This is a genomic window from Pantoea sp. X-Soil-ISGK-275 (assembly GCF_059730795.1).
The window spans coordinates 1,139,891-1,164,567 of the sequence record NZ_AP035976.1 but is presented as its reverse complement, the minus strand read 5'-3'; the positions used below and the strand labels follow the sequence as shown (position 1 = coordinate 1,164,567).

The following is a 24,677-nucleotide window of genomic DNA, read 5'->3' as shown; positions in this document are numbered from 1 at the left end:
TTCTTCAGCCCGGCTGTTACTGGTTGTAAGCGTTCTCGCCGTGGCTGTTCACATCCAGACCTTCACGTTCCTGATCTTCCGGAACACGCAGGCCAACAATCATATCTGCCAGTTTGAAGCCAATGAAGGCCACAACTGCAGTCCAGACGATGGTTACGCCCACACTGAACAGCTGAATCCAAACCTGATGGCCCATGGTCACGCCTTCTGCGTAGCCTACGCCGCCCAGTGAAGAGGAGGCGAACACGCCGGTCAGGATACAACCGAGTATCCCACACACGCCGTGCACACCGAACACATCACATGGGTCATCAACACGCAGCCATTTCTTCAGGGTCGTTACGCCCCACAGACCGGCTAAACCACCCGCCAGACCGATAATCAGCGCGCCGCCGACACCGACATAACCACAAGCTGGGGTAATCGCGACCAGACCAGCGATGAAGCCTGAACACGCACCGAGCAGAGAAGGTTTACCACGTACCGCCCACTCGCCGAACACCCACGACAGCACCGCACCCGCCGTAGCCACTACGGTATTCAGGAACGCCAGCGCAGCGATTTCGTTAGCTGAGGAAGCAGAACCGGCGTTGAAGCCGAACCAGCCCACATACAGAATCGCGGTACCAAGGAACACCATCGGCAGGTTGTGTGGTTTGAAGGCTTCTTTGCCGAAACCAGCACGTTTGCCCACCAGGTAAGCACCCACCAGGCCAGCAACGGCGGCGTTGATGTGAACCACGGTGCCGCCCGCGAAGTCGAGCGCGCCATCTTGCGCCAGCAAGCCACCTGCCCACACCATGTGTGCGATTGGCAGATAAGCCAGCGTCAGCCAAACCACCACGAAAATCAGTACTGCGGAGAAGCGAATACGTTCAGCCAGCGCACCGACAATCAGACCGACGGTGATACAGGCGAAGGAAGCCTGGAACGCGACGTGAATGTACTGATAGAAGCTGCCCATCACCGCTTTCAGCTCAATATTTTTCAGCATCGCCCACTGGAAGCTACCGAAGAAGGAGTTGCCTTCACTGAAGGCCAGCGAGTAGCCGTAAATCACCCACAGCACGCACACCAGCGAGAAGGTCACTGCCACCTGCGTCAACATCGACAGCACGTTCTTACCGCGGATCAAACCGCCGTAGAACAGCGCAATGCCTGGAATCGACATAAACAGTACCAGCGCGGTACAGATCATCATAAAGGCGTTGTCGGCTTTATCCGCGACGGCAGGCGCTGCCGCCATCGCCAGAGAAGGTAACAGCGCAAGGCTGGTGAGGCCCAACTTCGTTATCAGTTTATTCATTTCTTTCCATCCCATCACAATTCAGAGCCCCAGTTACAGTGCTGCTTCGTCGGTCTCGCCGGTACGAATACGAATGACGCGCTGCAGTTCTGCGACGAAAATCTTGCCGTCGCCAATTTTGCCGGTATACGCGGCTTTGCTGATGACATCGACCACTTCATCAAGTTGGTCGTCCGCAATAGCGATATCAATTTTTACTTTAGGCAGGAAGTTAACGCTGTACTCGGCACCGCGATAAAGCTCTGCGTGACCTTTCTGGCGACCGAAACCTTTAACCTCGGTAACTGTCAGTCCCTGAATGCCAATAGAGGATAAGGCTTCACGCACGTCCTCCAGCTTAAATGGTTTGATTACCACGGTAACCAGCTTCATACGTTCCCCTCCGGATAAGAAATTGAGTGAGTCTTCGCGGACACGTAGGGATATAAGCAAAGGCTGTGCCATAAATAAAAAAAGGGGAATGTCAGTAGCATAGGCGCGCTGCATCACGCTTCGTTATGTGAAGCACAGCGCAGATTGGGGAGGAGGTGTAGGAAAGGTGTTGCAATATTGCACTTCTTTGGTGCTTCAAGCCTCAAAGAAGTGCATCAATACAGAACATTCCGATAAAACTGTGCAAAAAAGGTGCAATTCACCCTTCAGCTTGTACGGGGATGCCCGCCGCGAGTTCATCGCCGGCCTGCTGCAGCTGATACATCTGCCAGTAGCGGCCCTGCTCGGCCAGCAGCTCAGCATGCGTACCGCGCTCCACCACCTGACCGCGATGCAGCACTAAAATCTGATCGGCTTCGGTGATGGTGGAAAGGCGATGCGCGATCACCACCAGCGTGCTGTGCTGGCGTAGTGCACGTAACGCGTGCTGAATCGCCTGTTCCGTACCGGAATCGATATTGGCCGTGGCTTCGTCGAGGATCAGGATCTGCGGCAATGACACCAACACGCGCGCCAGCGCCAGTAGCTGTTTCTGCCCAACCGACAGATTATTGCCCTGCTCGCCTAAACGCGTATGGATGCCGTCTGCCATGCTGCGCGCCAGCGGTGCCAGCTGCACCGTCTCCAGCGCCTGCCACACCTGGTCTTCCGGGATATTGCGCCCCAAACGCACGTTGGCCAGCAGCGAATCCGCCAGCACAACCGGATCCTGTTGCACCATCGCAACGCTTTGACGTAAGGCGGCGTGCGACAGCTGGAGCAGCGGGCGACCATCCAGCTCAATGCTGCCGCGCGTCACCGGGTAATAGCCCATCAGCAAATTCGCCAGCGTACTTTTTCCGCTGCCGGTATGCCCCACCAGCGCAACAAAATGACGCGCGGGCACTTCAAGATTGATGTTGCTGAGCACATCGCGGTTATCGCGATAGGCAAAGCTCACATCGCGCAGCGAAATGCTGCCGGAAGCCAACGGCTGAATATCGCTGCCATAACCTTGCTGTTCCGCATCCATCAGTTCGAAGATGCGCTCGCCGGACACCACAGCTTGTTGTAGCATCGACTGCTGCGTGGTGAGTTCAATCAGCGGCTCGTTGAGGCGGCCAAGATAGGTAATGAAGGCGTAAAGCACGCCGACTTCAAACACGCCCGGCGTAGCGAAGCTAAACAGCATCAGCAAACCGCACAAAATCATGGCCGAAAACAGACTCAGCAACGGGCGCAATAAAAAGCCATCCAGCCGCAGCGTTTCCATCCGCGCCAGATAGTGCGAACGGCTGGCTTCGCCCATGCGCTCACCAAAGCGCGCCTGCTGGCGGAACTGCTGGATCACGCTCATGCCGTTGATCACTTCATTAAAGCCGTTGTTGATGTCCGCCAGATAGCTGCGCACGCGACGCGCAATCGGCGTACTGAAGCGCTGATAAATCAGCATCACCGTCAGCACCAGCGGGAAAATTACGATCGCCACCAGCGCCATGCGCCAGTCGAGGGAGAACATCGCCACCAGCATCGCACCAATCAACGCGGCGGCGCGCAACACCGTTGCTACCACGGTGACGTAGAGATCTTTGATCACTTCGGTGTCGTTGGTAACGCGCGAGATAATTTGTCCGACCGGCTGCGTATCGAAGGCGCTGAGAGGCTGGCGCAACGCCGCGTTCATCACGTCTACGCGCAATTGCTGCACCACGCCAATCGCCGCGCGGTTAAACAGCAATGCCTGAAAATAGTGCAAACCGGCAGCCAGCAATTGCAGCAGGATAAAGCCCACCAGCAGGCTGGCGACGATGCCCCACGGCATCTGATGTTTCGCCACCAGATTATCGATGAAGTAGCTCACCAACACCGGCCCGGTCACTTCGGCCGCCGCAGCAATCCACAGCATGCCGACCGCCAGCCACAGCGATTTACGCCACGGTTTGCCATACGCCAGTAGACGTTTCAGCGTCGGCCATAAACGTTGTGATTTAGCCACGGCTTGCTCCTTCTGCCACTTCATCATCATCCAGCGCGGCTTCCAGCTGCTGATAACGGTACATATCGCGATACCAGCCCTCTTTGGCCGCCAAAGTGTCATGATCGCCACGCTGCGCCACGGCGCCCTGCTGCAGCACCAGAATTTCGCTGGCTTCGGTGAGTGCCGAAAGACGATGCGCGCTGATAATCAAGGTGCGCCCTTTGCCCCATTGGCGCAGGTTATGCAGGATGTCATGTTCAGTGCGACCATCAACCGCCGACAGCGCATCATCCAGAATCAGGATTTCCGCATTCAGCAGCAACGCGCGTGCAATCGCAATACGCTGCTTCTGCCCGCCCGATAACATCACGCCGCGCTCGCCCACTTCGGTCTCATAACCTTGTGGCAGGCGCAGTATATCGTCGTGCACGCAGGCCATGGTTGCCACGCGCTCCAGCTCTTGCTGCGTCGCATTGGGGCGGCCCAGCGCCAGATTGGCAGCGATGGTGTCGGAGAACAGGAACGGCGTCTGGCTGACCACCGCCAACCGACTGCGCCAGCTATCGAGTCGCAATTGCGGCAGCGGCGTATTGTGGTAGCGAATATCGCCCTGATCGATGTCGAAGTGGCGCTGAATCAGGCTTAGCAGCGTGCTCTTGCCGCAGCCGGTTGGCCCGCATAAGCCGAGCATCTGGCCCGGTTTTAGCTGGAAGTTAACATGGCTCAGCACCGGACCAGAACTGGCCGGATAGCGAAACTCACGAATGGCAACCTGCATTACGCCAGGTTCGGGTGGCAACACTTGCGCGCCATCTTCAACTGCAGGTGCTTCCGCCAGCAAGGAGCGGATACGACTCCACGCCGCACTGCCGCGCTCAACGATGTTGATCATCCACGCCAGCGCCAGCATCGGCCAAATCATCAGGCCGAGGTACATCACAAAGCTGGTAAGCTGCCCGAGCGTCAAGCTGCCGTTCCACACCATCCAGCCGCCACCGGCAATCGCCAGCAGGTTGGAGAAGCCAACGGCGATATAGATGATCGGATCAAAACGCGCATCCACGCGCGCTACATGCAGGTTTTTCTTGCCGGTATCGGCAGCGATGCCAGCAAACTGCTGCGACTGATGATCTTCGAGGCCAAAGGCTTTGATCATGCGAATGCTGGTCAGGCTTTCCTGGGTTTGATCGTTCAGGCTGGAGAACGCCGCCTGCGCCACTTTGAAGCGCTGATGCAAGCGTGCGCCATCTTTCTGAATGGCGAAGGCCATAATCGGCATCGGGATCAGCGCCAGTAACGTCAGTTCCCAGCTGATTTGGGTGCTCATCACAATCAGCACCACCAATCCCATTACCAGCGAATCCACCAACGTCAGCACGCCTTCACCGGCGGCAAACACCACGCGATCCACATCATTGGTGGCGCGGGCGATCAGATCGCCGGTGCGATGACGCAGATAAAATGCCGGATGCTGACGACTGAGCTGACGATAGAAATCTTCACGTAGCTCAACGGCTAATTGGTAGGATGCGCCAAACAACAGCACGCGCCAGACGTAGCGCAGCAGATAGACGATCACCGCCGTCACCAGCATCACGCCGATCCACATAAAGATCTGCCCGGCGCTTAAATTATGCTGGGTAACGCCGTCGACAATCACGCCAACCACGTGCGGCGGCAGCAATTGCAATAAGGCAATAACGATCAGCAAGCTGACGGCGCCCAGATATCGCCGCCACTCGCGCAGGAAATACCAACTTAACTGGCTGAATAATTGCACAAGCGTGTCTCTTTCTGTGCCCGCTAGGGCGCTACCGGCAAGGCGGTGGTGTATTTAATCTCTTCCATGGCAAAACTGGAGGTCACATCCATCAGTCCTGGCACGCCGTTTACCAGACGCTTATAAAAGCGGTCATAACTCTTCATGTCCGCGACCTGAATGCGCAGCAAATAGTCGTACTCGCCCGCCATGCGGTAAAACGCCATCACTTCCGGCATTTGCTGCACCACGGCGACAAATTGCTTAAACCACTCGCTGCTGTGCTGCTGGGTTTTGACAAACATAAAGGCAGTGAGCGACAGACCGATTTTTTCGCCGTCCACCAGCGCCACGCGCGCACGAATAATGCCATCATCTTCCAGTTTTTTCAGGCGTTTCCAGCACGGCGTGGTGGTGAGGTTCACCGCATCGGCCAACGTCTGCAGCGACAAGGTGCAATCCTGCTGCAGCATTGCCAGCAACGTGCGGTCAGTTTTATCTAACATTTGCCACTCCGGGAGAAAATTTTTCTCTAATCTCGCCATTATAGCGCGGTTTTAGCAACCTCTTTTTCCTGCCAGTGCCTTACACTGTGCGCAATAATGATTACGGAAATACCACATGCAAACGCCCTGGGTTCGCCACGCCATCAATGAAATTAACGCCGATTTTCAGCGCTCGGCGGATACGCATTTGATCCGCTTTAAGCTGGATGATTTTCCTGGCATTCACTTCTATCTCAAAGATGAAAGCACGCATCCCAGCGGCAGCTTAAAACATCGCCTGGCGCGTTCCCTGTTTCTCTATGGTCTGGCGAACGGCTGGATCCACGAAAATACGCCAATAATTGAAGCCTCTTCCGGCAGTACTGCGGTATCGGAAGCTTACTTCGCGCGCCTACTTGGTTTGCCGTTTATCGCCGTAATGCCGGCCAGCACCGCAAAACGCAAAATCGAGATGATTGGTTTTTACGGTGGCGAGTGCCATTTCGTTGCCGATCCCTGCCAGCTGTACAGCGAATCCGAGCGTTTAGCACGTGAACTGAATGGCCACTTTATGGACCAGTTCACCTACGCCGAGCGCGCCACCGACTGGCGCGGCAACAACAATATCGCCGAAAGCATTTTCCGCCAGATGTCACACGAACCGTTCCCGGTGCCGCATACGGTGATCATGAGCGCCGGTACCGGCGGCACCTCGGCAACGCTGGGCCGCTATATCCGCTATCAGGGCCATGACACGCGCCTGCTGGTAGTCGATCCGCAGCATTCGGTGTTCTTTGACTACTGGCAAAGCCGCGACAAAACGTTGCGCAGCGAACGCGGCAGTCTGATTGAAGGCATTGGTCGTCCGCGTGTCGAACCGTCGTTTCTACCCGACGTTATTGACGAGATGATGAAAGTGCCGGATGGCGCGACCATCGCCGCGATGCTGCAGTTGGAAAAGGTGCTTGGACGTCGTCCTGGCGCCTCAACCGGCACCAACTTCTGGGGCATGATGCAAGTGGCAAAACGCATGCGGGAAAACGGCGAGCAGGGTTCTCTGGTGACATTGCTGTGTGACAGCGGTGAGCGCTATCCGGACACCTATTACAATGCGCAGTGGGTAGAGCAGAATATCGGCGAAATTGCGCCTTGGGTGCGGGAACTGCAATAAAAAACCGGACGTCCTGTCCGGTTCACTGTAAGCCTCAGCATTCGGGGGAATAATCGAGGTGTGGTGTGGTCATCCAGTGATTAAGGTAGTGAGACACCGCCTGTGTCTCGCAATGTCCGATAATCGGTAAATGGGGCAACGACGCTTTCAGTTGATTCATGGCGTTGCCCATAATGAAACCGCTGCCAACGCGCTCCAGCATTTCGCGATCGTTCATGGCATCGCCAAACGCCATACACTCCGCCAGCGACAGCGAAAGATGCTGGCACAGACGTCCCAACGCCGCGCCTTTATGGCAATCAACCGGCAACACTTCCAGGCAATCCCAGGCTGAGAAACAAATGTTAGCCCGATCGCCTAACGCATCCTGCAATTCACTTCTTAACACCTGCAACATTTCATGCGGCGCAATAAAACAGATTTTGGTGACTTCATGCGCCGACATCTGACGCAAATTACGCAGCTGATAGTGGAAGCCGCTCATCGCATGCGCTTCCAGCGCACCGATCAGCGGTTTATCGGTAAACCAGCCTTCATCATTGAAAATATGAATCGAGGCGGGCGTTTGCCAATGGGTATGAATCACCTCTTCCGCCACTGATGGCGATAAATCGCAGCCGTAAAGTTGGTTGCCTACAAGATCGTGAATGCGCGTGCCGTTGCCGGTAATCAGCCACGCAGGCAAGGTGATTTGTTCGCGTACTCGCTGCATATCCATAAGATGACGCCCGGTGGCAAACGCCAACGTAACACCGAGCTGATGCAACGCATGCAGGCTTGTCAGCGTTTCATTTCCTAACCGGTGCGAAGGCAGTAACAGCGTGCCATCCATATCAAATGCCGCGAGGCGAGCCATGCGAATTCTCCTGTCTGAGTGAGGCAGTTACTATCGCCTGGTAATTACGGAACTAATAGTGAATACTTTTAAAAAACTGTTCCGGGTTTAGCGATGCGCGAACTTCATCGGGTTAATCAATTCCAGCGCCTGTGGCAACTCAGCCACGGCGAAACGCAACGCCTCAGCGTCGCTGCGATGGCGCAACACTGCTTTTGCAGCGAGCGCCATGTGCGCACGCTGCTGCGGCAGTGGCAGGATGCCGGCTGGCTGAACTGGCGCGGAGAATCCGGGCGTGGTAAACAGGGCGAGCTGACTTTCCTGACGTCGCCGGAGCAGCTGCGCCAGCAGCTGTTAACGCAGCAACTCGATGCTGGCGAGGCGGTACAGGCATTGCAGGTGCTGGATCTGCATCCCGAGCGATTAGTGAAAATGCTGCGGCCGCTAATGGGCGGTCAGTGGCAGAATCAATCGCCGGTGCTGCGCATTCCTTATTACCGCGCGATGGAGCCGCTGCGTCCGCTACAGCTAACCGGACGCGCCGAGCAACATCTGGCGCGCCAGGTTTTCTCCGGGCTTACGCGCTTTCGCGATAACGATGTTGAAGGCGATATCGCGCACCATTGGCAGCACGATGCCAGCGGCCGTGACTGGTACTTCTGGCTGCGCCCGCAGCTTAGCTGGCACAACGATGAACCGGTGCAGGCGGCGCAGTTGGTTGAGCAGTTGCAGCAGATCATGCAATCGTCGCGCGGCTCGCGGCTGCTGGCGGCGATTGAACGCATTGAAGCGCCGCATCCGCTGGCGATACACATTCAATTGCGTGAAAGCGACTACTGGCTGCCGCAGCGGCTGGCGCACCAATTCTGTCTGTTACCTCATCCTGAATTCGCCGATGTCGGTAGCGGACCGTGGAAACTCACGCATTTCACCGCCGAAATGGTGCGGCTTGAGAGCCATGCGCGCTGGCATCTGCAGCGCCCATTGATCCAGCGGATGGAATACTGGATCACTCCGCAGCTGTTTGATCGTGATCTCGGCACCAGCTGTAGCCATCCGGTACAAATCGCCATTGGCGATCCTGACGAGCTCGGTTCGCTGCGTCCGGTTGATCGCAGTATCAGCCTGGGATTTTGCTATCTGGCGCCACGCATCTCGGCGCACTTCAGTGCCGAACAGGCCCAATCGCTGATTGCCCTGATTCAGCGCAGCGGCGTGATTCAGCAATTGCCACTGGATGAGGGGTTGATTACACCGAGCCATGAACTGCTGCCTGGCTGGCCGGTACCGCGCGCAGTAAGAGAGAGAATTTCACTGCCGCCGACGCTAACGCTGCATTACCACCTGCCGGTCGAACTGCATGTGATGGCGCAGGCGTTGATTCCACTGCTGGCACAACACGGCTGCACCCTCACCTGCGTCTTTCATGACGTAAAAAGCTGGCGTGACGATATCGATCTCAATGAGGCCGATGTGGTGATGGGCGATCGGCTGATTGGCGATGCACCGCTGTTTACGCTGGTGAACTGGCTGGAGAACGATCCGGTCTGGCATCCGCTGCGCGAACAGGTCCTGCAAACGCCGCTGAGCGCCATTGCCCAACAGCCTGATGCATTGCAGCGTAGCGAACTGACTCAGCAACTGTTTCAGCAGCTGATGTGCGACGGCCATTTATTGCCGCTGTTTAACTATCGCTATCAGGTATTTGCCCCGCCCGGCGTGGAAGGCATCCAGCTGAATAGCCTGGGCTGGTTTGATTTCACCCGCGCCTGGATTCCGCCGCCAACCACAGCTAGCGCTGTTCAGCCTGCATCCGAGCCAGTACCATAAGCGCACAGATTTTAGAGGAAGAAAAAATGAAACGAGCCGTTGTGGTATTCAGTGGCGGGCAAGACTCCACCACCTGTTTAATTCAGGCACTGCAACACTATGATGAAGTGCATTGCGTTACTTTTGATTACGGCCAGCGCCATCGTGAAGAGATCGAAGTTGCGGCAGAACTGTCACACAAGCTTGGCGCACGGGCGCACAAAGTGCTCGACGTTACGCTGCTCAATGAGTTAGCCGTCAGCAGTCTGACGCGCGACAACATTCCCGTGCCAACCTACGATCCGAATGCCAGCGGTTTGCCGAGCACCTTTGTGCCGGGCCGCAATATTCTGTTCCTGACGCTGGCATCCATTTATGCCTATCAGGTGGAAGCTGAAGCGGTGATCACCGGCGTATGCGAAACCGACTTCTCAGGCTATCCGGATTGCCGCGATGAGTTTGTTAAAGCACTCAATAGCGCGGTCAGCCTTGGCATGGCGCGCAATATTCGCTTTGAAACGCCGCTGATGTGGCTGAACAAAGCCGAAACCTGGGCGCTGGCCGATTACTGGCAGCAGCTGCCGCTGGTACGCGCTGAAACGCTTACCTGCTATAACGGCGTAAAAGGTGATGGTTGCGGCGAATGCGCGGCCTGCCATCTACGCGCCCGTGGCCTGGCAGATTATCAGGCGAATGCGTCAGCGGTGATGGCAGCGATGAAAGAGAAAAGCGGCCTCAACTGATTCAGACCGCAGGGTAAACTGGCGTCATCGGCGCCAGTTATTCATTTTCGACCATCAACGATGCCAGACGCTGGTGTAACTCCCCTTCCAACGGCACCGCTTTTTGCGTGCGTAAATCGATACAGACAAAGGTCAGTGCGGCATCCGACACCACCGAATTATCACTCGCCAGCAAGACACGCTGCGTAATGATGCCGCTTTTACCGCCGAGCTGAGATACTTCACTTTCAATGTTCAGTACGTCGCCCAATACCGCCGGACGACGATAGTTGATGTTGATATTCACCACCACAAACGCCAGCTGCTGCTCCATCAGCCAATGAAACGCATCGACATCATCCAGCCACTGCCAGCGCGCCTCTTCCAGAAACTCCAGATAGCGCGCGTTATTCACGTGCTGATAAACATCCAGATGATAACCGCGCACTTTAATTGTGGTTTGCATTATTGCTCCTGTTCAGGCTGAGAATGACAACTGGTAAGACCTGTTGAGCATAGCACAGCCTGAATCCGGGCTTTTTCAATCCTTCAAAGTCGCGAGACGCTTCACAGTTTAAGCCGAGCGCTGTTGCGCTCAATCAGTGCGCTACCGATACCCGGCACCTCCTTGAGTTGTTCAATGGCGGTAAACGGGCCGTATTGTTCGCGATAACTGACAATGGCCTGCGCTTTCTTCAGTCCGATGCCGTTCATACCGGCTGCGAGCTGTTCGGCTGTGGCTGAATTGATGCTGACCTGTCCTTCGTTTGGCGTGGAGACTTGCGTCGCCTGCGTTTCACTGGGACTTTCGGCAGCCGCCAGTCCGGTGGTATAAACTGCGCCGCCCAGCGCCAGCGTAATGCAGAGAGCTTGAAACGTTGATTTCACCATGCTGTGTTTCTCCTTGTGTTTGACAGCACCAGCAGGGTGTCACAGCTCAATTCAACGCTCAAAAGGACAATCACAGAAATGGAAAAGGCCGCATAAGCGGCCTTTCGGGTATTGCAGTGGTTTAACTTTTTTTGTGAGGCTTACTGGTTTTGTGCGGCGGCGCCGTACTTAATCTTCGCCTCTTTACGCAGGTTTTCCAGCAGCGCTTCAAAGGCAATTTGCGCGTTATTTTGCGTTACGCCTTTCACCATCTCATCGATCTGCGCCTGCGGCATGTTGCCCGCGCTCACTTTATCCAGCGCGATCAGCACCACATTGCCCTGCATATCTTCACTCACGCCCCACGACGGTTTATTGTCGGCAGGTTGCGGCAGATTGAAGGCCGACTGAGCCACCGGATCCTGCGCATTGCGATCAAACGATTTGCTGGCGCTGAGCGTTAAGCCTGCAGCCTTCAGTGCATCTGCTTTACCGGCTTTCAAATCGGCCAGCAGTTTGTCTGCCTGCGCTTTTGCCTGCTGCGTTGCTTTATCATGCTTCAGCGAGTCGACGATCTGCGCTTTCACCTGATCCAACGGCTTCACCGCTTCCGGTTTGTGCTCGCTGATACGCAGCACAAAGGCACGATCGCCATCCACAGAAATGATGTCGGAATTATTACCCGGCGCACCATTCTGGCCCACTAAACCACCGTTGAAGATGGCTTGCTTAACCTGATCGAAGTTCAACTCGTCTGGCAGGTTATCGCGGGTGATCCAATTGGTTTCTACCACTTTCAGGCCAGAAGCCTGCGCCGCGCCCGCCAACGATTCGTTATCGTTGCTGGCTGCTTCGCTCACTTTCTGCTGAATTTTGTAGAAAGCATCAACCGCTTTCTCTTGCTTCACTTTGTCGGCAACGATGTCATGAACATCGGCCAGCGGTTTAACCTGCTCCGGCTGGATGTCATCCAGGCGCACCACGAGGTAGCCAACCGATGATTTGATGGCACCGGAAAGCTGGCCTTTCTGCGTCAGATTGGCGTTTTTCAGCTCGTCTGGCGTGGTGCTCGGCTCCAGCCAACCCATATCGCCACCTTTGCGGGCTGAGATTGGGTCGATAGATTTGCTTTTCGCCAGCGCGGCGAAATCTTCGCCTTTCTTCAATGCATCAACCACGGCGTTAGCATCGGCTTCCGTCTTAGTCTGAATCACGCTGTAGCGATTACGCTGTGGCTGTGAATAATCCGCTTTGTGTTGATCGTACCAGCTCTGAATGTCTGCTTCGCTGGCCGTTTCCTGCATGCTTGCGGCATCCATTTTGATATAGCTCACGCGGAACTGCTCAGGCGCCATGAAGCTATTCTGATGCTGCTGGTAATACTGGCTGACTTCGTCGTCGCTGACCGTTTGTTTAGCCGCAAGCGCGTTGACATCAATCACCGCCTGACGCACTTCACGCTGCTGGGACACCAGATCCACCAGCTTGCTGGTTTCGCCTTTCAGCATGAAATCAGTGTTAGCAATCGCATTAATCAGCTGCTGCGTCGCCAGCTGCTTGCGCAGCGCTTCAGCATACTGATCAGCCGTGAAGCCCATGCTGGTGATCAGGCCGCTATATTTGGCGTTGTCGAATTTACCGTTGGTCTGGAAAGCTTTCTGATTGAAGATCGCCTGTTTTACCTGATCATCGCTGATGCCGATGTGCAGATCTTTGATGTACTGATCAAGTAACGCCTGATCAATCAGCTGCGACAGCGCCTGCTGACGCATCTGCTGCATATAGCCTTCGTTGCTGGCTAACTGCGAGAACTGATCGCCCAGCATCTGCTGCTGACGATTGCGCTCGTTGTTAAAACCCTGCTCCAGCTCTGCACGACTGATCTCGTGGCCGTTCACTTTGGCAGCATAATCACCGCCGCCACCGATCAGGTAGTTGCCCACCCCGGTGAGTACGAAAGACAGGATGATCAATCCCAGAATAATCTTGAGCACGACATGATTCGACGCCGCGCGTAAATTGTCCATCATGGTATGACAACACTCCGCTGTAGTGTGAATGTAAAGCTCTAACACGATGTCATCATCGTGCAACTGCTGTTCAGGCTGGCAGTTGGCAACCATGCGGAGACAACAACCAAAGGCTATCGTCGCGCATCAAGAATAAAAAAGGCACATCAAAAATGATGTGCCCGTATGTTACATGAGAACGGCTTTTGCGTCCTCAATCCACGGAAGAAAATGCTTCAATGGATGTATCAGCGGTCATTAATTGACGGAATCTTTCAGTGCTTTACCTGCACGGAAGCCCGGAACTTTACCAGCCGGAATGGTGAGCTCTTTACCCGTTTGTGGGTTACGGCCGGTGCGAGCTGCACGCTCACGTACAGAGAAAGTACCGAAACCAACCAGTGCCACTTCATCTCCGCCTTTCAGAGCTTCGGTAACGGAGTCCATGAATGCATCTAAAACACGTCCCGCTGCTGCTTTAGAAATATCAGCATCTGCAGCAATTTTGTCGATCAACTGTGACTTATTCACTCTCTTCATCCCCTCTTTTATTATTCACATCGCACCCGCGCTTCCCGCCCGGTGCGAACGCGCAGCCAGTTATATCAAGCCTGTGGAGCTGAAACAACGGTATTCATCTCAATCGTTGATCCAGCAGCCCACTAAGTTAGCGGCACAAAAAAAAGCTGGCAAGCACCATTTTGCCTGCCAGCTTCGCTTTTTAGCGGTTTATGTCGCTAATCACTATTTTGCGGTCGCAACCTGCATGCCGTAAGGCGCATTTTCCAGTGCCAGGTTCAGCACTTCTTCAATACGCTTCACCGGATGAATCTCGAGATCGGCAATCACGTTCTGTGGAATATCTTCCAAATCGCGCTTGTTTTCGTCCGGGATCAGCACGGTTTTGATGCCGCCACGGTGTGCCGCGAGCAACTTCTCTTTCAGGCCACCAATCGGCAGAACCAAGCCACGCAGGGTGATTTCACCGGTCATCGCCACATCAGAACGCACCGGGTTGCCGGTTAAGCATGACACTAGCGCGGTGCACATGGCGATACCGGCGCTCGGACCATCTTTCGGCGTCGCACCTTCGGGTACGTGCACGTGGATGTCACGTTTCTCGTAGAAATCACCGTTGATGCCCAGTTTCTCTGCACGCGCGCGCACCACAGTCAGCGCCGCCTGAATCGATTCCTGCATCACTTCGCCCAGCGAACCGGTATACGTCAGCTTACCTTTACCTGGCACGCAGGCGGTTTCGATGGTCAGCAGATCGCCGCCCACTTCCGTCCACGCCAGACCGGTCACCTGACCCACACGGCTTTCGCTCTCTGCGCGACCATAATCAAAGCGCTGCACGCCAAGGAAATCCTTAAGGTTATCGCCATTGATCACGATGTGCTTTTTCGACTTATCCATCAGCAGCGCTTTTACTGCTTTACGGCACAGCTTGGAGAGTTCGCGCTCCAGACTACGCACGCCCGCTTCACGGGTGTAGTAGCGGATGATACCAACAATCGCGCTGTCGTCGACGGTGATCTCTTTCTCTTTCAGCGCATTGCGTTCAATCTGCTTCGGCAGCAAATGTTGCTTCGCGATGTTCAGCTTTTCATCTTCGGTATAACCGGAGAGACGAATCACTTCCATACGGTCGAGCAACGGCGCCGGGATGTTCATGGAGTTTGAAGTCGCCACGAACATCACGTCAGAGAGATCGTAATCCACTTCCAGGTAGTGATCGTTAAACGCGATGTTCTGCTCAGGATCCAGCACCTCAAGCAGCGCTGAAGCCGGATCGCCACGCATGTCAGAAGACATTTTGTCGATCTCATCCAGCAGGAACAGCGGGTTTTTAACGCCCACTTTTGCCATTTTCTGGATCAGCTTGCCTGGCATAGAACCGATGTAGGTACGACGATGTCCGCGGATTTCCGCTTCATCACGCACGCCACCCAGCGCCATACGCACGTATTTACGTCCGGTAGCTTTAGCAATCGACTGTCCCAGCGAGGTTTTACCCACGCCTGGCGGTCCAACAAGGCACAGAATTGGGCCTTTAATTTTGCTGACGCGACTCTGCACCGCAAGATACTCAAGGATGCGGTCTTTGACGCGTTCCAGACCGTAATGGTCGATATCCAACGTTTCCTGCGCTTTACGCAGGTCTTTTTTCACCTTGCTGCGCGCCACCCACGGAACCTGAACCATCCAGTCGATGTAGCCACGCACCACGGTCGCTTCTGCAGACATCGGCGACATCATCTTCAGCTTCTGCAGCTCAGCTTCGGCTTTTTCACGCGCTTCGGTCGGCATTTTGGCCGCTTCAATCTTACGTTTCAGCGCCTCGTACTCATCCGGCGCGTCATCCATTTCGCCCAGCTCTTTCTGAATGGCTTTCATTTGCTCATTCAGATAGTACTCACGCTGGCTTTTCTCCATCTGCTTTTTAACGCGGTTGCGAATACGCTTCTCAACCTGCAGCAGATCGATTTCTGATTCCATCATCGCCATCAGATATTCCAGACGTTCATTGACGTCGGACATCTCCAGCACGGACTGTTTATCAGCCAGTTTCAGCGGCATATGCGCTGCGACGGTATCGGCCAAACGGGCCGCATCGTCGATGCTGTTGAGGGAGGTTAAGACCTCAGGTGGGATTTTTTTATTGAGCTTGATGTAGCCTTCAAACTGGTTGATGGCCGTGCGTACCAGCACTTCCTGCTCGCGCTCTTCAATTTCTGGCGAGACAAGGTATTCGGCCTGGGCAACGAAATGGTCGCCATTATCAGCCAGCGTGGTGATGTGCGCGCGTTGTAAACCTTCAACCAGCACTTTTACCGTGCCATCTGGAAGTTTCAGCATCTGCAATACAGAAGCGACGGTCCCTACTGAGAAGAGATCGTTAATGCCAGGTTCATCCGTTGAAGCCTCTTTCTGTGCAACCAGCATGATCTTTTTATCATGATCCATTGCGGCTTCGAGGCACCGAATCGATTTTTCCCGACCAACAAACAACGGAATTACCATGTGCGGATAAACCACCACGTCGCGCAACGGCAACACGGGGATTTCAATGCGTTCAGAACGCTCAGGATTCATAGAGCTCTCTCTTAGTTTAATGTCCGCCAGGTGATGGGTACCGCGCAATAGAGGTTTTGCAGTTAAACCCACAGGATATTGAGTATATGGGGATGCTTGTACGACATTCAATGTCACTGGCGAGAGAAAAACAAAAGGGGAAAGATTTTTCCCCTTTTTTAAGATAACAACGTGGTGCGATTGTTTATTTATTCACCAGAAGCCTGGGCTTCATGCTTTCCATAAATCAACATCGGCTCAGATTGACCTTCAATCACTGACTCATCAATCACTACTTTTTCAACGTCATCCATTGAAGGCAGGTCGTACATGGTTTCAAGTAACGCACCTTCAACGATAGAACGCAGACCACGTGCACCGGTTTTACGTGACATCGCTTTTTTAGCGATCGCCGTTAAGGCTTCGTCACGGAATTCCAGCTCCACACCTTCCAGATTGAACAGCGCCTGATACTGTTTGGTCAGTGCGTTCTTCGGCTCACGCAGGATCTGAATCAGCGCTTCTTCACTCAGTTCGCTCAGCGTCGCCACAACCGGCAGACGACCAATGAACTCAGGAATCAAGCCAAACTTGATCAAATCTTCTGGCTCAACCTGCGACAGCAATTCGCCTTCACTCGCCTTCTGGGATTTGCCCTTCACGGTTGCGCCGAAGCCGATGCCGGATCCGGTTTCAACACGCTGGGAAATCACCTTATCGAGACCGGCGAATGCGCCACCACAGATAAACAGAATCTTGGAGGTATCAACCTGCAAGAACTCCTGCTGTGGATGTTTGCGTCCGCCCTGCGGCGGTACGGCAGCTACGGTACCTTCAATCAATTTCAACAGCGCTTGCTGTACGCCTTCGCCCGATACGTCACGTGTGATCGACGGGTTGTCAGACTTACGAGAAATCTTGTCGATTTCATCGATGTAGACAATGCCGCGCTGCGCTTTCTGCACATCGTAATCACACTTCTGCAGCAGCTTCTGGATGATGTTTTCAACGTCCTCACCCACGTAACCCGCTTCGGTCAGCGTGGTGGCATCCGCCATGGTGAAAGGCACATCCAGCAAGCGCGCCAGCGTTTCTGCCAACAGTGTTTTACCGCTACCGGTTGGACCGATCAGCAAAATGTTACTTTTGCCCAGTTCAATGCCGTTGCTGGTATCGCCATTACGCAAGCGTTTGTAGTGGTTATATACCGCTACTGCCAACACTTTCTTCGCCCTTTCCTGACCAATAACATAATCATCAAGGTGATGGCGGATTTCATGCGGCGTCGGCAGTGAGCTACGCTCGCGATGCGGCGCAACTTCCTTAATCTCTTCACGAATAATGTCGTTGCAAAGATCAACGCACTCATCGCAAATGTACACTGACGGCCCGGCAATTAGCTTACGGACTTCATGCTGGCTTTTGCCGCAGAAAGAGCAGTACAGCAACTTACCTGAACCGTCTTTGCGCTTATCTGTCATCAGCTAACCTCTTTTCTTTCTCAGACCAAATTTGTTGTACGGCGCTGGCCGTACATCAACGGCCGATATGCATTCAACCCATCTGCCTGCTCCCCGTTAACTATAGCGTAAGGGGCAAGCAGATGTGTCTTATTGGCGATGCGTCAGGATTGAGTCGACCAAGCCATACTCAACCGCTTCGCTCGCAGAGAGGAAACGATCGCGCTCGGTGTCGCGTTCAATCTCTTCCAGCGATTTGCCCGTGTGCTCAGCCATTAACTCATTCATGCGCTGCTTCACTTTCAGAATTTCACGCGCATGGATTTCGATATCCGTCGCCTGGCCCTGATAGCCGCCCAACGGCTGATGAATCATCACACGTGAATTAGGCAAGCAGAAGCGTTTGCCTTTGGTGCCTGCGGTCAGCAGGAACGCACCCATTGAACAAGCCTGCCCCATACAAATGGTGCTGACATCGGGCTTAATAAACTTCATTGTGTCATAAATCGACATTCCAGCAGTAATCACGCCGCCTGGCGAGTTAATGTAGAGGTAAATGTCTTTTTCAGGATTCTCAGCTTCCAGAAACAGCATCTGCGCCACGATCAGGTTAGCCATATGATCTTCAACCTGACCGGTCAGGAAGATCACACGCTCTTTGAGCAGGCGAGAGTAGATGTCGTAAGAACGCTCGCCGCGCGAGGTTTGTTCGACCACCATTGGCACCAGCGCCATGTGCGGTGCAGTAAATTCACGATCGCCACTGTATGACATTACCGTCTCCTGATAAATTTCATTGGCAACATTCTGTACCGATTTTACGTAAGCCGAGGCGCAAACGCTACGTGCCACGGCCTCAAACCGAAATAACAACCCGGTTAATCAGTCAGTCTCACTGTTTTCATGCATTCTCCCTGTATCTGGGGATGCTGCCCAGTTGTTTCAAGCATAACAACCTTTTGCCCATTCGCTAACACGGAAAAAGAGCTTAGCGGATAATTTGCCGATTAATTAAGCAAATAGAGGACAAATCCGTGTACTTAGCGCCAGAAACGAAAAAGCCCGCGACTTTTCAGTCACGGGCTTAGCACTAACGGTTAACGAATGAATCAGGCCGCAGAGGTCTGGTTCATCAGTTCCTGGAAGTTAGTGGCTTTATCGGTCACTTTCGCTTTCGCCAGTACCGCTTCAACCGCTTGCTCTTCCAGAGCCACGTTGCGCATGTTGTTCATCAGCTCGCTGTTCTTGCTGTAGAACTCGATCACTTCCTGCGGATCTTCGTACGCAGAAGCCATCTCTTCGATCAGCGTCTTAACGCGATCTTCATCAGCCTGCAGTTCGTTGATGCGAATCACTTCGCCCAACAGCAGACCAACCACTACGCGACGTTTAGCCTGCTCTTCGAACAGTTCACGTGGCAGTTCCAGCGCTTGCTTCTCGTTACCACCAAAACGCTGTGCAGCCTGACGACGCAGAACGTCGATTTCGCTGTCGATCAGTGCAACCGGAACATCGATGTCGTTGGCGTTAACCAGACCGTCGATTGCCTGCGTCTTCACGCGGTTACGGATAGCACCTTTCAGCTCGCGTTCCATGTTCTTACGCACTTCTGCACGCAGACCGGCAACTGAACCATCTTCCACGCCAAAGCGCTTGATGAACTCTTCAGTCAGCTCTGGCAGTTCGCGGGTTTCAACTTTCTTCAGCACGATGTCGAACTTCGCATCTTTACCTTTCAGGTTTTCTGCGTGGTAATCGTCTGGGAATTTCACGTCGATAGTGAAGGTTTCGCCGGCTTTATGGCCAACAACGCCCTCTTCGAAGCCTGGGATCATACGACCCTGGCCCATTGCCAGCACGAAGTCAGAGGCTTTGCCGCCTTCAAACTCTTCGCCGTCAACAGAACCGCTGAAGTCGATGGTCGCGCGATCTTCAGCAGTCGCTGCTGCATCGCTCTCTTTCCAGGTCGCCTGCTGCTTCTGCAGGGTTTCCAGCATGGTATCAACGTCAGCGTCAGTCACTTCGACTACTGGCTTCTCGACTTCGATTGCGTCCAGGCCTTTCAGCTCAACTTCTGGATACACTTCGAACTCAACCGCGTAGGTGAAGTCTTCGCCTTCTTTATATTCGCCCGGCACATAGTTTGGTGCGCCAGCCGGATTGATTTTCTCTTTAATGATGGCGTCAACGAAGTTGCGCGTCATCAGCTCGCCCAGCACGTCCTGGCGAACAGAAGCACCGTAGCGCTGAGAAATGATGTGTGCCGGCACTTTGCCTTTACGGAAACCGTCGATACGGACTTTCTTAGCCACTTCCACCAGTTCTTTCTTCACTGCGCTTTCGATGCTGTCAGCTGCAACAGTAATCGAAATGCGACGGCCCAGACCCTGAGTGGTTTCTACTGAAACTGTCATCTTGTTACCTCAAAAAATCACGTGCTCGGTCAACTTCAGACACCACACATAAAATGCGCCGTATCCAACAACCGGGACGGCCTCTGCAGGCAGAACCTAATCCCTGTCACCAGAAGCGTCCCGAAGACATTCCGGAAAAATAGACGCAGCATTATAGCGGCATCGCTGGAATGAGTCGAGGCTGCAAACTCACCACTTTTTAGCGGTTTTGCTGCTTTTTTGCGCCGTAGATCGCGTTTGAGTGTAATAAATGAAATGAAAACGGCCCGCAGGCCGTTTTTGGAGATGTGAAAGAAGGGAATTCAGGCAAGCGTGCCAGCACCGCGACAATTCGGTGAAGCCAAAACCGTATCCTGCAATCCATCCCACTCTTTTTGTGTGTAAGTATGCAGTGCCAGCGCGTGTACGCTGCCCGCCAATTCGGTTGCCAGTTCGCCATAAATAGCGCGATGACGTTGCAGAAAGCGCTGACCGGTAAATCGATCGCTGACAATCACCACTTTAAAGTGACTTTCAGAACCGGCGGGCACGTTATGACGGTAGCTTTCATCATGCACTTCAAGATGTGCAGGTTCGAAAGCGTTACGCAACTTTTCTTCTATTTGTTCGCGAATCATGATTAACACTCCTTTCCGGCGAGCGCTGTGCCCATCTGTTTAAATATTAGTTGGTTTTTTACCGCTTCCGCAGCTTGGCCGTAAATAAATCCGTCAGCGCTGCGCATAGTATCCTGCTTATCTCGCAGGTCAACCGGCTGGCGTTTCATCCTGTCCGAAAAAAGCCTTTACAATCAATTTCCATTGGCCCGGGGCTTTTTTCACCGCTGCGCAATGCTATGATGGCCGCAGTTTTGCAAACCAACCCATATGCTAACGAGAATGAGTATGTTGAAAAAACTGTTATTCCCTCTGCTGGCTGCTTTTATTTTGGCCGGCTGTGCCAGCAACAACACCACATTGGATATTCAACCGAAGATTCAATTACCGCAGCAAGATCCAAGCCTGATGGGCGTCACCATCAGCGTTAACGGTGCCGATCAACGTTCCGATCAGGCGCTGGCAAAAGTGAACCGTGATGGTCAGTTGATCACGCTGACACCCTCCCGCGATCTGCGCTTCCTGCTGCAGGAAGTGTTAGAGAAGCAGATGACGTCGCGCGGCTACATGATTGGCCCAAGCGGTGCCGTTGATCTGCAGATCGTGGTGAATGGTCTGTACGCTGATGTGACACAAGGCAACGTGCGCTACAGCATCACCACCAAGGCGGATATCTCCATCATCGCCACCGCGAAAAACGGTAACAAGCAGGTGAAAAACTATCGCCAGACTTACAGCGTAGAAGGCGCGTTTACCGCCACCAACGCGAAGATCACCAACGCGGTTAACTCAACGCTGAGTGACGTGATTGCTGATATGGCGCAGGACACCAGCGTTCACAACTTCATCAAGCAGAACGCCCGCTAATTTCCGCAGTCATTTGCCCGGCGACGCCTCGCCGGGCTTCATTTCAGGTTGGCTATGACATCTCACTATCTGCGTATTTTTACCCAACGTAATGCGGCGGTATTGCTGCTGCTGGGTTTTGCCTCAGGCTTACCGCTGGCGTTAACTGCCGGGACGTTACAGGCGTGGATGACGGTAGAGAATGTTGACCTGAAAACCATCGGTTTCTTCTCCCTTGTCGGCCAGGCTTACGTGTTTAAGTTCCTGTGGTCGCCGATGATGGATCGCTATACGCCACCGTTTCTTGGTCGCCGTCGCGGCTGGCTGCTGGTCACGCAGCTGGCGCTGATTGGCGGCATTATCGCCATGGGCTTTATGCAGCCTTCGCGCGACTTAACGCTGCTGGCCGCGCTCGCAGTGTTGGTTGCCTTCTGTTCAGCCTCGCAGGATATCGTGTTTGATGCCTGGAAAACCGATGTGCTACCGCCGGAAGAGCGCGGCAGCGGCGCGGCAATCACCGTTCTGGGCTATCGTCTGGCGATGTTGATTTCGGGGGGGCTGGCGCTGTGGTTAGCGGATCGCTATCTCGGCTGGCAAGCCACTTACTGGCTGATGGCGCTGCTGATGGTGCCGGGCCTGCTCGCCACGTTGCTGGCGAAAGAGCCGGAGATGCCGGCGCGCGAACCGCATTCGCTTCGCCAGGCCGTGACATTCCCGCTAAAAGACTTTTTCCAGCGTAATAACGCCTGGCTGCTGATCACGCTGATTATCCTTTATAAGCTCGGCGATGCGTTTGCCGCCTCGCTCACCACCACGTTCCTTATTCGCGGCGTCGGTTTTAGCGCTGGCGATGTCGGTCTGGTGAACAAGACGCTTGGCCTTTTGGCCACCATCATCGGCGCATTGTACGGCGGCGTACTGATGCAGCGCCTGAGTTTGTTCCGCGCCCTGATGATATTCGGCGTACTGCAAGCGGTGTCGAACTTTGCTTACTGGTTGCTGGCGGTGACGCCACCGCACTTGTGGAGCATGGCGAGCGCGGTGTTTATTGAAAATCTGTGCGGCGGCATGGGCACTGCGGCTTTTGTCGCGTTGTTGATGACGCTGTGCAACAAATCCTTCTCAGCTACGCAGTTCGCACTGCTTTCTGCCCTCTCCGCCGTGGGCCGTGTTTACGTCGGTCCCGCTGCCGGTTGGCTGGTTGAACTGTGGGGCTGGCCGACCTTCTATGCCTTCACCGTGTTTGCTGGCGTACCGGGATTGCTGCTGTTGTGGCTGTGTCGCGGTACCTTGCACAGCATGCAGCAAAGCGGGGAGTTTGTGATGCGCAGCTTGTGGCCGCAAGGTTACCGCTGGACGGTGCGTCTGTTCAGCATCGGCTGCGGCTTGCTGGCACTGTGGCTGCTGGCATTAGCACTCAACGCCAGCGGAGTTGTGCAGATCAATGCGCTGCTCACGCCGATGTTTGAAGCCGGAATGGCATTCGCGCTGTTGGCTGTCGCACTTGGGGTTATTTTGGATAGTTTGGCATTAAAAAAAGCGGCGCAGGAAAATCTGGGTTAAGTAAGCCAATTTTCGTGACGAAATAATCGGCTAAGAAATATTAGTCGCCGATTTTACCAATAGCATTTTTTTTAAAGCGAATTGGAAACATTAAATTAACAACTGCGGGCGAATATTTAAATCCGGTGCGCAATTAGTTTGTATAAAAGACATCGCTAAAATGATGCAGAAATGTTAAATAAATGAGTATTAAGAGTACGGTTTATACTTTCCCTGATTTTTCTGCGGTTTCTACCATTGGTTTTTGTTATATTGATGCCAACTGCTTGTCGCAGTTAATAATTTGTCACCCTGCGTAACATCTGTGACACCCTTAGCAAAAGGTGTCAACAGCCTTCTGACACATCCTTAAGCTGGTTTACACTGCATAAACCTTCCCGTAAAATGCGCGCACACTTAAACGACAATAGAGCCCTTTGTCATTGAGGTCGTTAAATGAGACTCAGTAAATACAATAAAAGTTTGGGGATTTTGTCATTAATTGCAGGCGCTGTATTACTCAGTGGCTGCGATAGTGCGTTGTTAAATCCCAAAGGACAGATTGCACTGGAGCAACGTTCGTTGATTCTGACAGCTTTCGGCTTGATGATGATCGTCGTTATCCCGGCAGTCTTCATGGCAGTATTCTTTGCCTGGAAATATCGGGCAACCAATACTAACGCAACTTATAGCCCTAACTGGTCACACTCGAACAAAGTGGAAGCCGTGGTCTGGACCATTCCGATCCTGATCATTATCTTCCTCGGCGTTTTGACCTGGAAATCAACCCACGCGCTGGAGCCGAGCAAACCGCTGGTTTCTGACGTTAAACCGGTTGAGATCGACGTAGTGGCACTGGACTGGAAATGGCTGTTCATTTACCCGGAACAGGGTATTGCAACCGTTAACCAGATTGCCTTCCCGGCAAACACTCCGGTGAACTTCAAGATCACCTCCAACTCCGTGATGAACTCCTTCTTTATTCCTACTCTCGGCAGCCAGATCTACGCGATGGCCGGTATGCAGACCAAACTGCATCTGATCGCCAACGAGCCAGGAACATTTGACGGTATCTCTGCGAACTTCAGTGGTCGTGGTTTCTCTGGCATGAAGTTCAAAGCCATTGCAACTAAAGACGATGCGGAATTCCAGCAGTGGGTTGCCAAAGTTAAAGCGGCACCTAACGCGCTGAACACCATGGATGATTTCGAGAAACTGGCCACGCCAAGCGAAAATCACCCGGTGGAATATTTCTCAACGGCAAATCCAGAACTGTTCAAGCAAGTGATTGATAAGTTCATGATGAGCCACGGGAAGATGGACATGCCAGAACATAAAGGCATGGACATGAGTCACGCCGCTTCCGCGGGAGCCGAGGAATAATAC

The 24,677-nt window shown here is 53.7% G+C and carries 21 protein-coding genes; 6 read left to right on the top strand and 15 right to left on the bottom strand.

The features are described 5' to 3' along the window. Positions 1-16: 16 nt before the first annotated feature. From amtB to AC6I8A_RS05270, 5 genes are all read right to left on the bottom strand, one after another. On the bottom strand, positions 17-1,306 hold the full coding sequence (gene amtB, locus AC6I8A_RS05290; protein WP_008103907.1) for an ammonium transporter AmtB: 1,290 nt from the start codon (positions 1,304-1,306) through the stop codon (positions 17-19). Between the two features lie 33 nt (positions 1,307-1,339). After that, positions 1,340-1,678 (bottom strand): P-II family nitrogen regulator, encoded by a 339-nt coding sequence (glnK, locus tag AC6I8A_RS05285; RefSeq protein WP_007886947.1) that lies wholly within the window; start codon positions 1,676-1,678, stop codon positions 1,340-1,342. A 259-nt stretch (positions 1,679-1,937) separates the two neighbouring features. Beyond that, entirely contained in the window at positions 1,938-3,713 is a 1,776-nt protein-coding gene (locus AC6I8A_RS05280) for a SmdB family multidrug efflux ABC transporter permease/ATP-binding protein (protein WP_497818132.1), read from the bottom strand. Continuing rightward, positions 3,706-5,475: a SmdA family multidrug ABC transporter permease/ATP-binding protein gene (locus AC6I8A_RS05275; RefSeq protein ID WP_179451704.1), complete on the bottom strand. Its 1,770-nt coding sequence runs from the start codon at positions 5,473-5,475 to the stop codon at positions 3,706-3,708. Before AC6I8A_RS05275 ends, AC6I8A_RS05280 begins: the two co-directional genes overlap by 8 nt. 23 nt (positions 5,476-5,498) lie before the next feature. After that, positions 5,499-5,960: an Lrp/AsnC family transcriptional regulator gene (locus AC6I8A_RS05270; protein ID WP_312179538.1), complete on the bottom strand. Its 462-nt coding sequence runs from the start codon at positions 5,958-5,960 to the stop codon at positions 5,499-5,501. Between the two features lie 115 nt (positions 5,961-6,075). On the opposite strand from AC6I8A_RS05270, the gene AC6I8A_RS05265 reads away from it, so the two are divergent. Beyond that, positions 6,076-7,110 carry a PLP-dependent cysteine synthase family protein gene (locus AC6I8A_RS05265; RefSeq protein WP_497818131.1) on the top strand — a complete coding sequence of 345 codons (1,035 nt, stop codon included), beginning with the start codon at positions 6,076-6,078 and terminating at the stop codon, positions 7,108-7,110. 34 nt (positions 7,111-7,144) lie between these two features. Here the strand turns inward: AC6I8A_RS05265 and cof are convergent, their stop codons facing one another. Further along, positions 7,145-7,966 (bottom strand): HMP-PP phosphatase, encoded by an 822-nt coding sequence (cof, locus tag AC6I8A_RS05260; RefSeq protein ID WP_293791528.1) that lies wholly within the window; start codon positions 7,964-7,966, stop codon positions 7,145-7,147. 93 nt (positions 7,967-8,059) lie between these two features. Here cof and AC6I8A_RS05255 point away from each other — a divergent pair, with 93 nt between their 5' ends. Then, positions 8,060-9,775: an SgrR family transcriptional regulator gene (locus tag AC6I8A_RS05255; protein WP_497818130.1), complete on the top strand. Its 1,716-nt coding sequence runs from the start codon at positions 8,060-8,062 to the stop codon at positions 9,773-9,775. Between the two features lie 26 nt (positions 9,776-9,801). Then, entirely contained in the window at positions 9,802-10,497 is a 696-nt protein-coding gene (gene queC, locus AC6I8A_RS05250; RefSeq protein WP_256695804.1) for a 7-cyano-7-deazaguanine synthase QueC, read from the top strand. 37 nt (positions 10,498-10,534) lie between these two features. Here queC and AC6I8A_RS05245 read toward each other — a convergent pair whose 3' ends face one another. The 9 genes from AC6I8A_RS05245 to bolA form a co-directional block, all read right to left on the bottom strand. Further along, entirely contained in the window at positions 10,535-10,942 is a 408-nt protein-coding gene (locus AC6I8A_RS05245) for a YbgC/FadM family acyl-CoA thioesterase (RefSeq protein WP_497818129.1), read from the bottom strand. Between the two features lie 101 nt (positions 10,943-11,043). After that, a complete protein-coding gene (locus AC6I8A_RS05240) occupies positions 11,044-11,367 on the bottom strand; it encodes a ComEA family DNA-binding protein (protein WP_008103924.1) in 324 nt (107 codons plus the stop codon). A 140-nt stretch (positions 11,368-11,507) separates the two neighbouring features. Then, positions 11,508-13,376 (bottom strand): peptidylprolyl isomerase, encoded by a 1,869-nt coding sequence (gene ppiD / locus AC6I8A_RS05235; protein WP_154191760.1) that lies wholly within the window; start codon positions 13,374-13,376, stop codon positions 11,508-11,510. A gap of 237 nt (positions 13,377-13,613) precedes the next feature. Next, positions 13,614-13,886, bottom strand: a complete 273-nt coding sequence (gene hupB, locus AC6I8A_RS05230; protein WP_036648244.1) for a nucleoid-associated protein HU-beta — start codon at positions 13,884-13,886, stop codon at positions 13,614-13,616. Between the two features lie 213 nt (positions 13,887-14,099). Continuing rightward, on the bottom strand, positions 14,100-16,454 hold the full coding sequence (gene lon, locus AC6I8A_RS05225) for an endopeptidase La (protein WP_101762422.1): 2,355 nt from the start codon (positions 16,452-16,454) through the stop codon (positions 14,100-14,102). 188 nt (positions 16,455-16,642) lie between these two features. Continuing rightward, positions 16,643-17,914, bottom strand: coding sequence for an ATP-dependent protease ATP-binding subunit ClpX (gene clpX, locus AC6I8A_RS05220; protein WP_008103932.1), 1,272 nt, complete (start codon positions 17,912-17,914; stop codon positions 16,643-16,645). A gap of 129 nt (positions 17,915-18,043) precedes the next feature. Further along, a complete protein-coding gene (gene clpP, locus AC6I8A_RS05215) occupies positions 18,044-18,667 on the bottom strand; it encodes an ATP-dependent Clp endopeptidase proteolytic subunit ClpP (RefSeq protein WP_008103933.1) in 624 nt (207 codons plus the stop codon). A 335-nt stretch (positions 18,668-19,002) separates the two neighbouring features. Beyond that, positions 19,003-20,307 (bottom strand): trigger factor, encoded by a 1,305-nt coding sequence (gene tig, locus AC6I8A_RS05210; RefSeq protein WP_256695801.1) that lies wholly within the window; start codon positions 20,305-20,307, stop codon positions 19,003-19,005. A gap of 302 nt (positions 20,308-20,609) precedes the next feature. Then, on the bottom strand, positions 20,610-20,924 hold the full coding sequence (gene bolA / locus AC6I8A_RS05205; protein ID WP_008103937.1) for a transcriptional regulator BolA: 315 nt from the start codon (positions 20,922-20,924) through the stop codon (positions 20,610-20,612). Between the two features lie 267 nt (positions 20,925-21,191). Between bolA and AC6I8A_RS05200 the strand changes: the two genes are divergently transcribed. The 3 genes from AC6I8A_RS05200 to cyoA all read left to right on the top strand — a co-directional run bounded on the left by AC6I8A_RS05200 (position 21,192) and on the right by cyoA (position 24,674). Beyond that, positions 21,192-21,770 carry a lipoprotein gene (locus AC6I8A_RS05200; protein ID WP_007886975.1) on the top strand — a complete coding sequence of 193 codons (579 nt, stop codon included), beginning with the start codon at positions 21,192-21,194 and terminating at the stop codon, positions 21,768-21,770. Between the two features lie 54 nt (positions 21,771-21,824). Further along, positions 21,825-23,312: a muropeptide MFS transporter AmpG gene (ampG, locus tag AC6I8A_RS05195; RefSeq protein WP_479490075.1), complete on the top strand. Its 1,488-nt coding sequence runs from the start codon at positions 21,825-21,827 to the stop codon at positions 23,310-23,312. 435 nt (positions 23,313-23,747) lie between these two features. Continuing rightward, positions 23,748-24,674, top strand: coding sequence for a cytochrome o ubiquinol oxidase subunit II (cyoA, locus tag AC6I8A_RS05190; RefSeq protein WP_101762426.1), 927 nt, complete (start codon positions 23,748-23,750; stop codon positions 24,672-24,674). Positions 24,675-24,677: the final 3 nt, after the last annotated feature.

Excerpts from the sequence above, each read along its gene's own strand:
- AC6I8A_RS05245 (WP_497818129.1), bottom strand. The coding sequence starts at position 10,942 with ATGCAAACCACAATTAAAGTGCGCGGTTATCATCTGGATGTTTATCAG.
- cyoA (WP_101762426.1), top strand. The coding sequence starts at position 23,748 with ATGAGACTCAGTAAATACAATAAAAGTTTGGGGATTTTGTCATTAATT.
- lon (WP_101762422.1), bottom strand. The coding sequence starts at position 16,454 with ATGAATCCTGAGCGTTCTGAACGCATTGAAATCCCCGTGTTGCCGTTG.
- clpX (WP_008103932.1), bottom strand. The coding sequence starts at position 17,914 with ATGACAGATAAGCGCAAAGACGGTTCAGGTAAGTTGCTGTACTGCTCT.
- AC6I8A_RS05270 (WP_312179538.1), bottom strand. The coding sequence starts at position 5,960 with ATGTTAGATAAAACTGACCGCACGTTGCTGGCAATGCTGCAGCAGGAT.
- ampG (WP_479490075.1), top strand. The coding sequence starts at position 21,825 with ATGACATCTCACTATCTGCGTATTTTTACCCAACGTAATGCGGCGGTA.
- tig (WP_256695801.1), bottom strand. The coding sequence starts at position 20,307 with ATGACAGTTTCAGTAGAAACCACTCAGGGTCTGGGCCGTCGCATTTCG.
- queC (WP_256695804.1), top strand. The coding sequence starts at position 9,802 with ATGAAACGAGCCGTTGTGGTATTCAGTGGCGGGCAAGACTCCACCACC.
- AC6I8A_RS05255 (WP_497818130.1), top strand. The coding sequence starts at position 8,060 with ATGCGCGAACTTCATCGGGTTAATCAATTCCAGCGCCTGTGGCAACTC.
- ppiD (WP_154191760.1), bottom strand. The coding sequence starts at position 13,376 with ATGATGGACAATTTACGCGCGGCGTCGAATCATGTCGTGCTCAAGATT.
- clpP (WP_008103933.1), bottom strand. The coding sequence starts at position 18,667 with ATGTCATACAGTGGCGATCGTGAATTTACTGCACCGCACATGGCGCTG.
- glnK (WP_007886947.1), bottom strand. The coding sequence starts at position 1,678 with ATGAAGCTGGTTACCGTGGTAATCAAACCATTTAAGCTGGAGGACGTG.
- AC6I8A_RS05200 (WP_007886975.1), top strand. The coding sequence starts at position 21,192 with ATGTTGAAAAAACTGTTATTCCCTCTGCTGGCTGCTTTTATTTTGGCC.
- AC6I8A_RS05265 (WP_497818131.1), top strand. The coding sequence starts at position 6,076 with ATGCAAACGCCCTGGGTTCGCCACGCCATCAATGAAATTAACGCCGAT.
- AC6I8A_RS05240 (WP_008103924.1), bottom strand. The coding sequence starts at position 11,367 with ATGGTGAAATCAACGTTTCAAGCTCTCTGCATTACGCTGGCGCTGGGC.
- bolA (WP_008103937.1), bottom strand. The coding sequence starts at position 20,924 with ATGATTCGCGAACAAATAGAAGAAAAGTTGCGTAACGCTTTCGAACCT.
- cof (WP_293791528.1), bottom strand. The coding sequence starts at position 7,966 with ATGGCTCGCCTCGCGGCATTTGATATGGATGGCACGCTGTTACTGCCT.
- amtB (WP_008103907.1), bottom strand. The coding sequence starts at position 1,306 with ATGAATAAACTGATAACGAAGTTGGGCCTCACCAGCCTTGCGCTGTTA.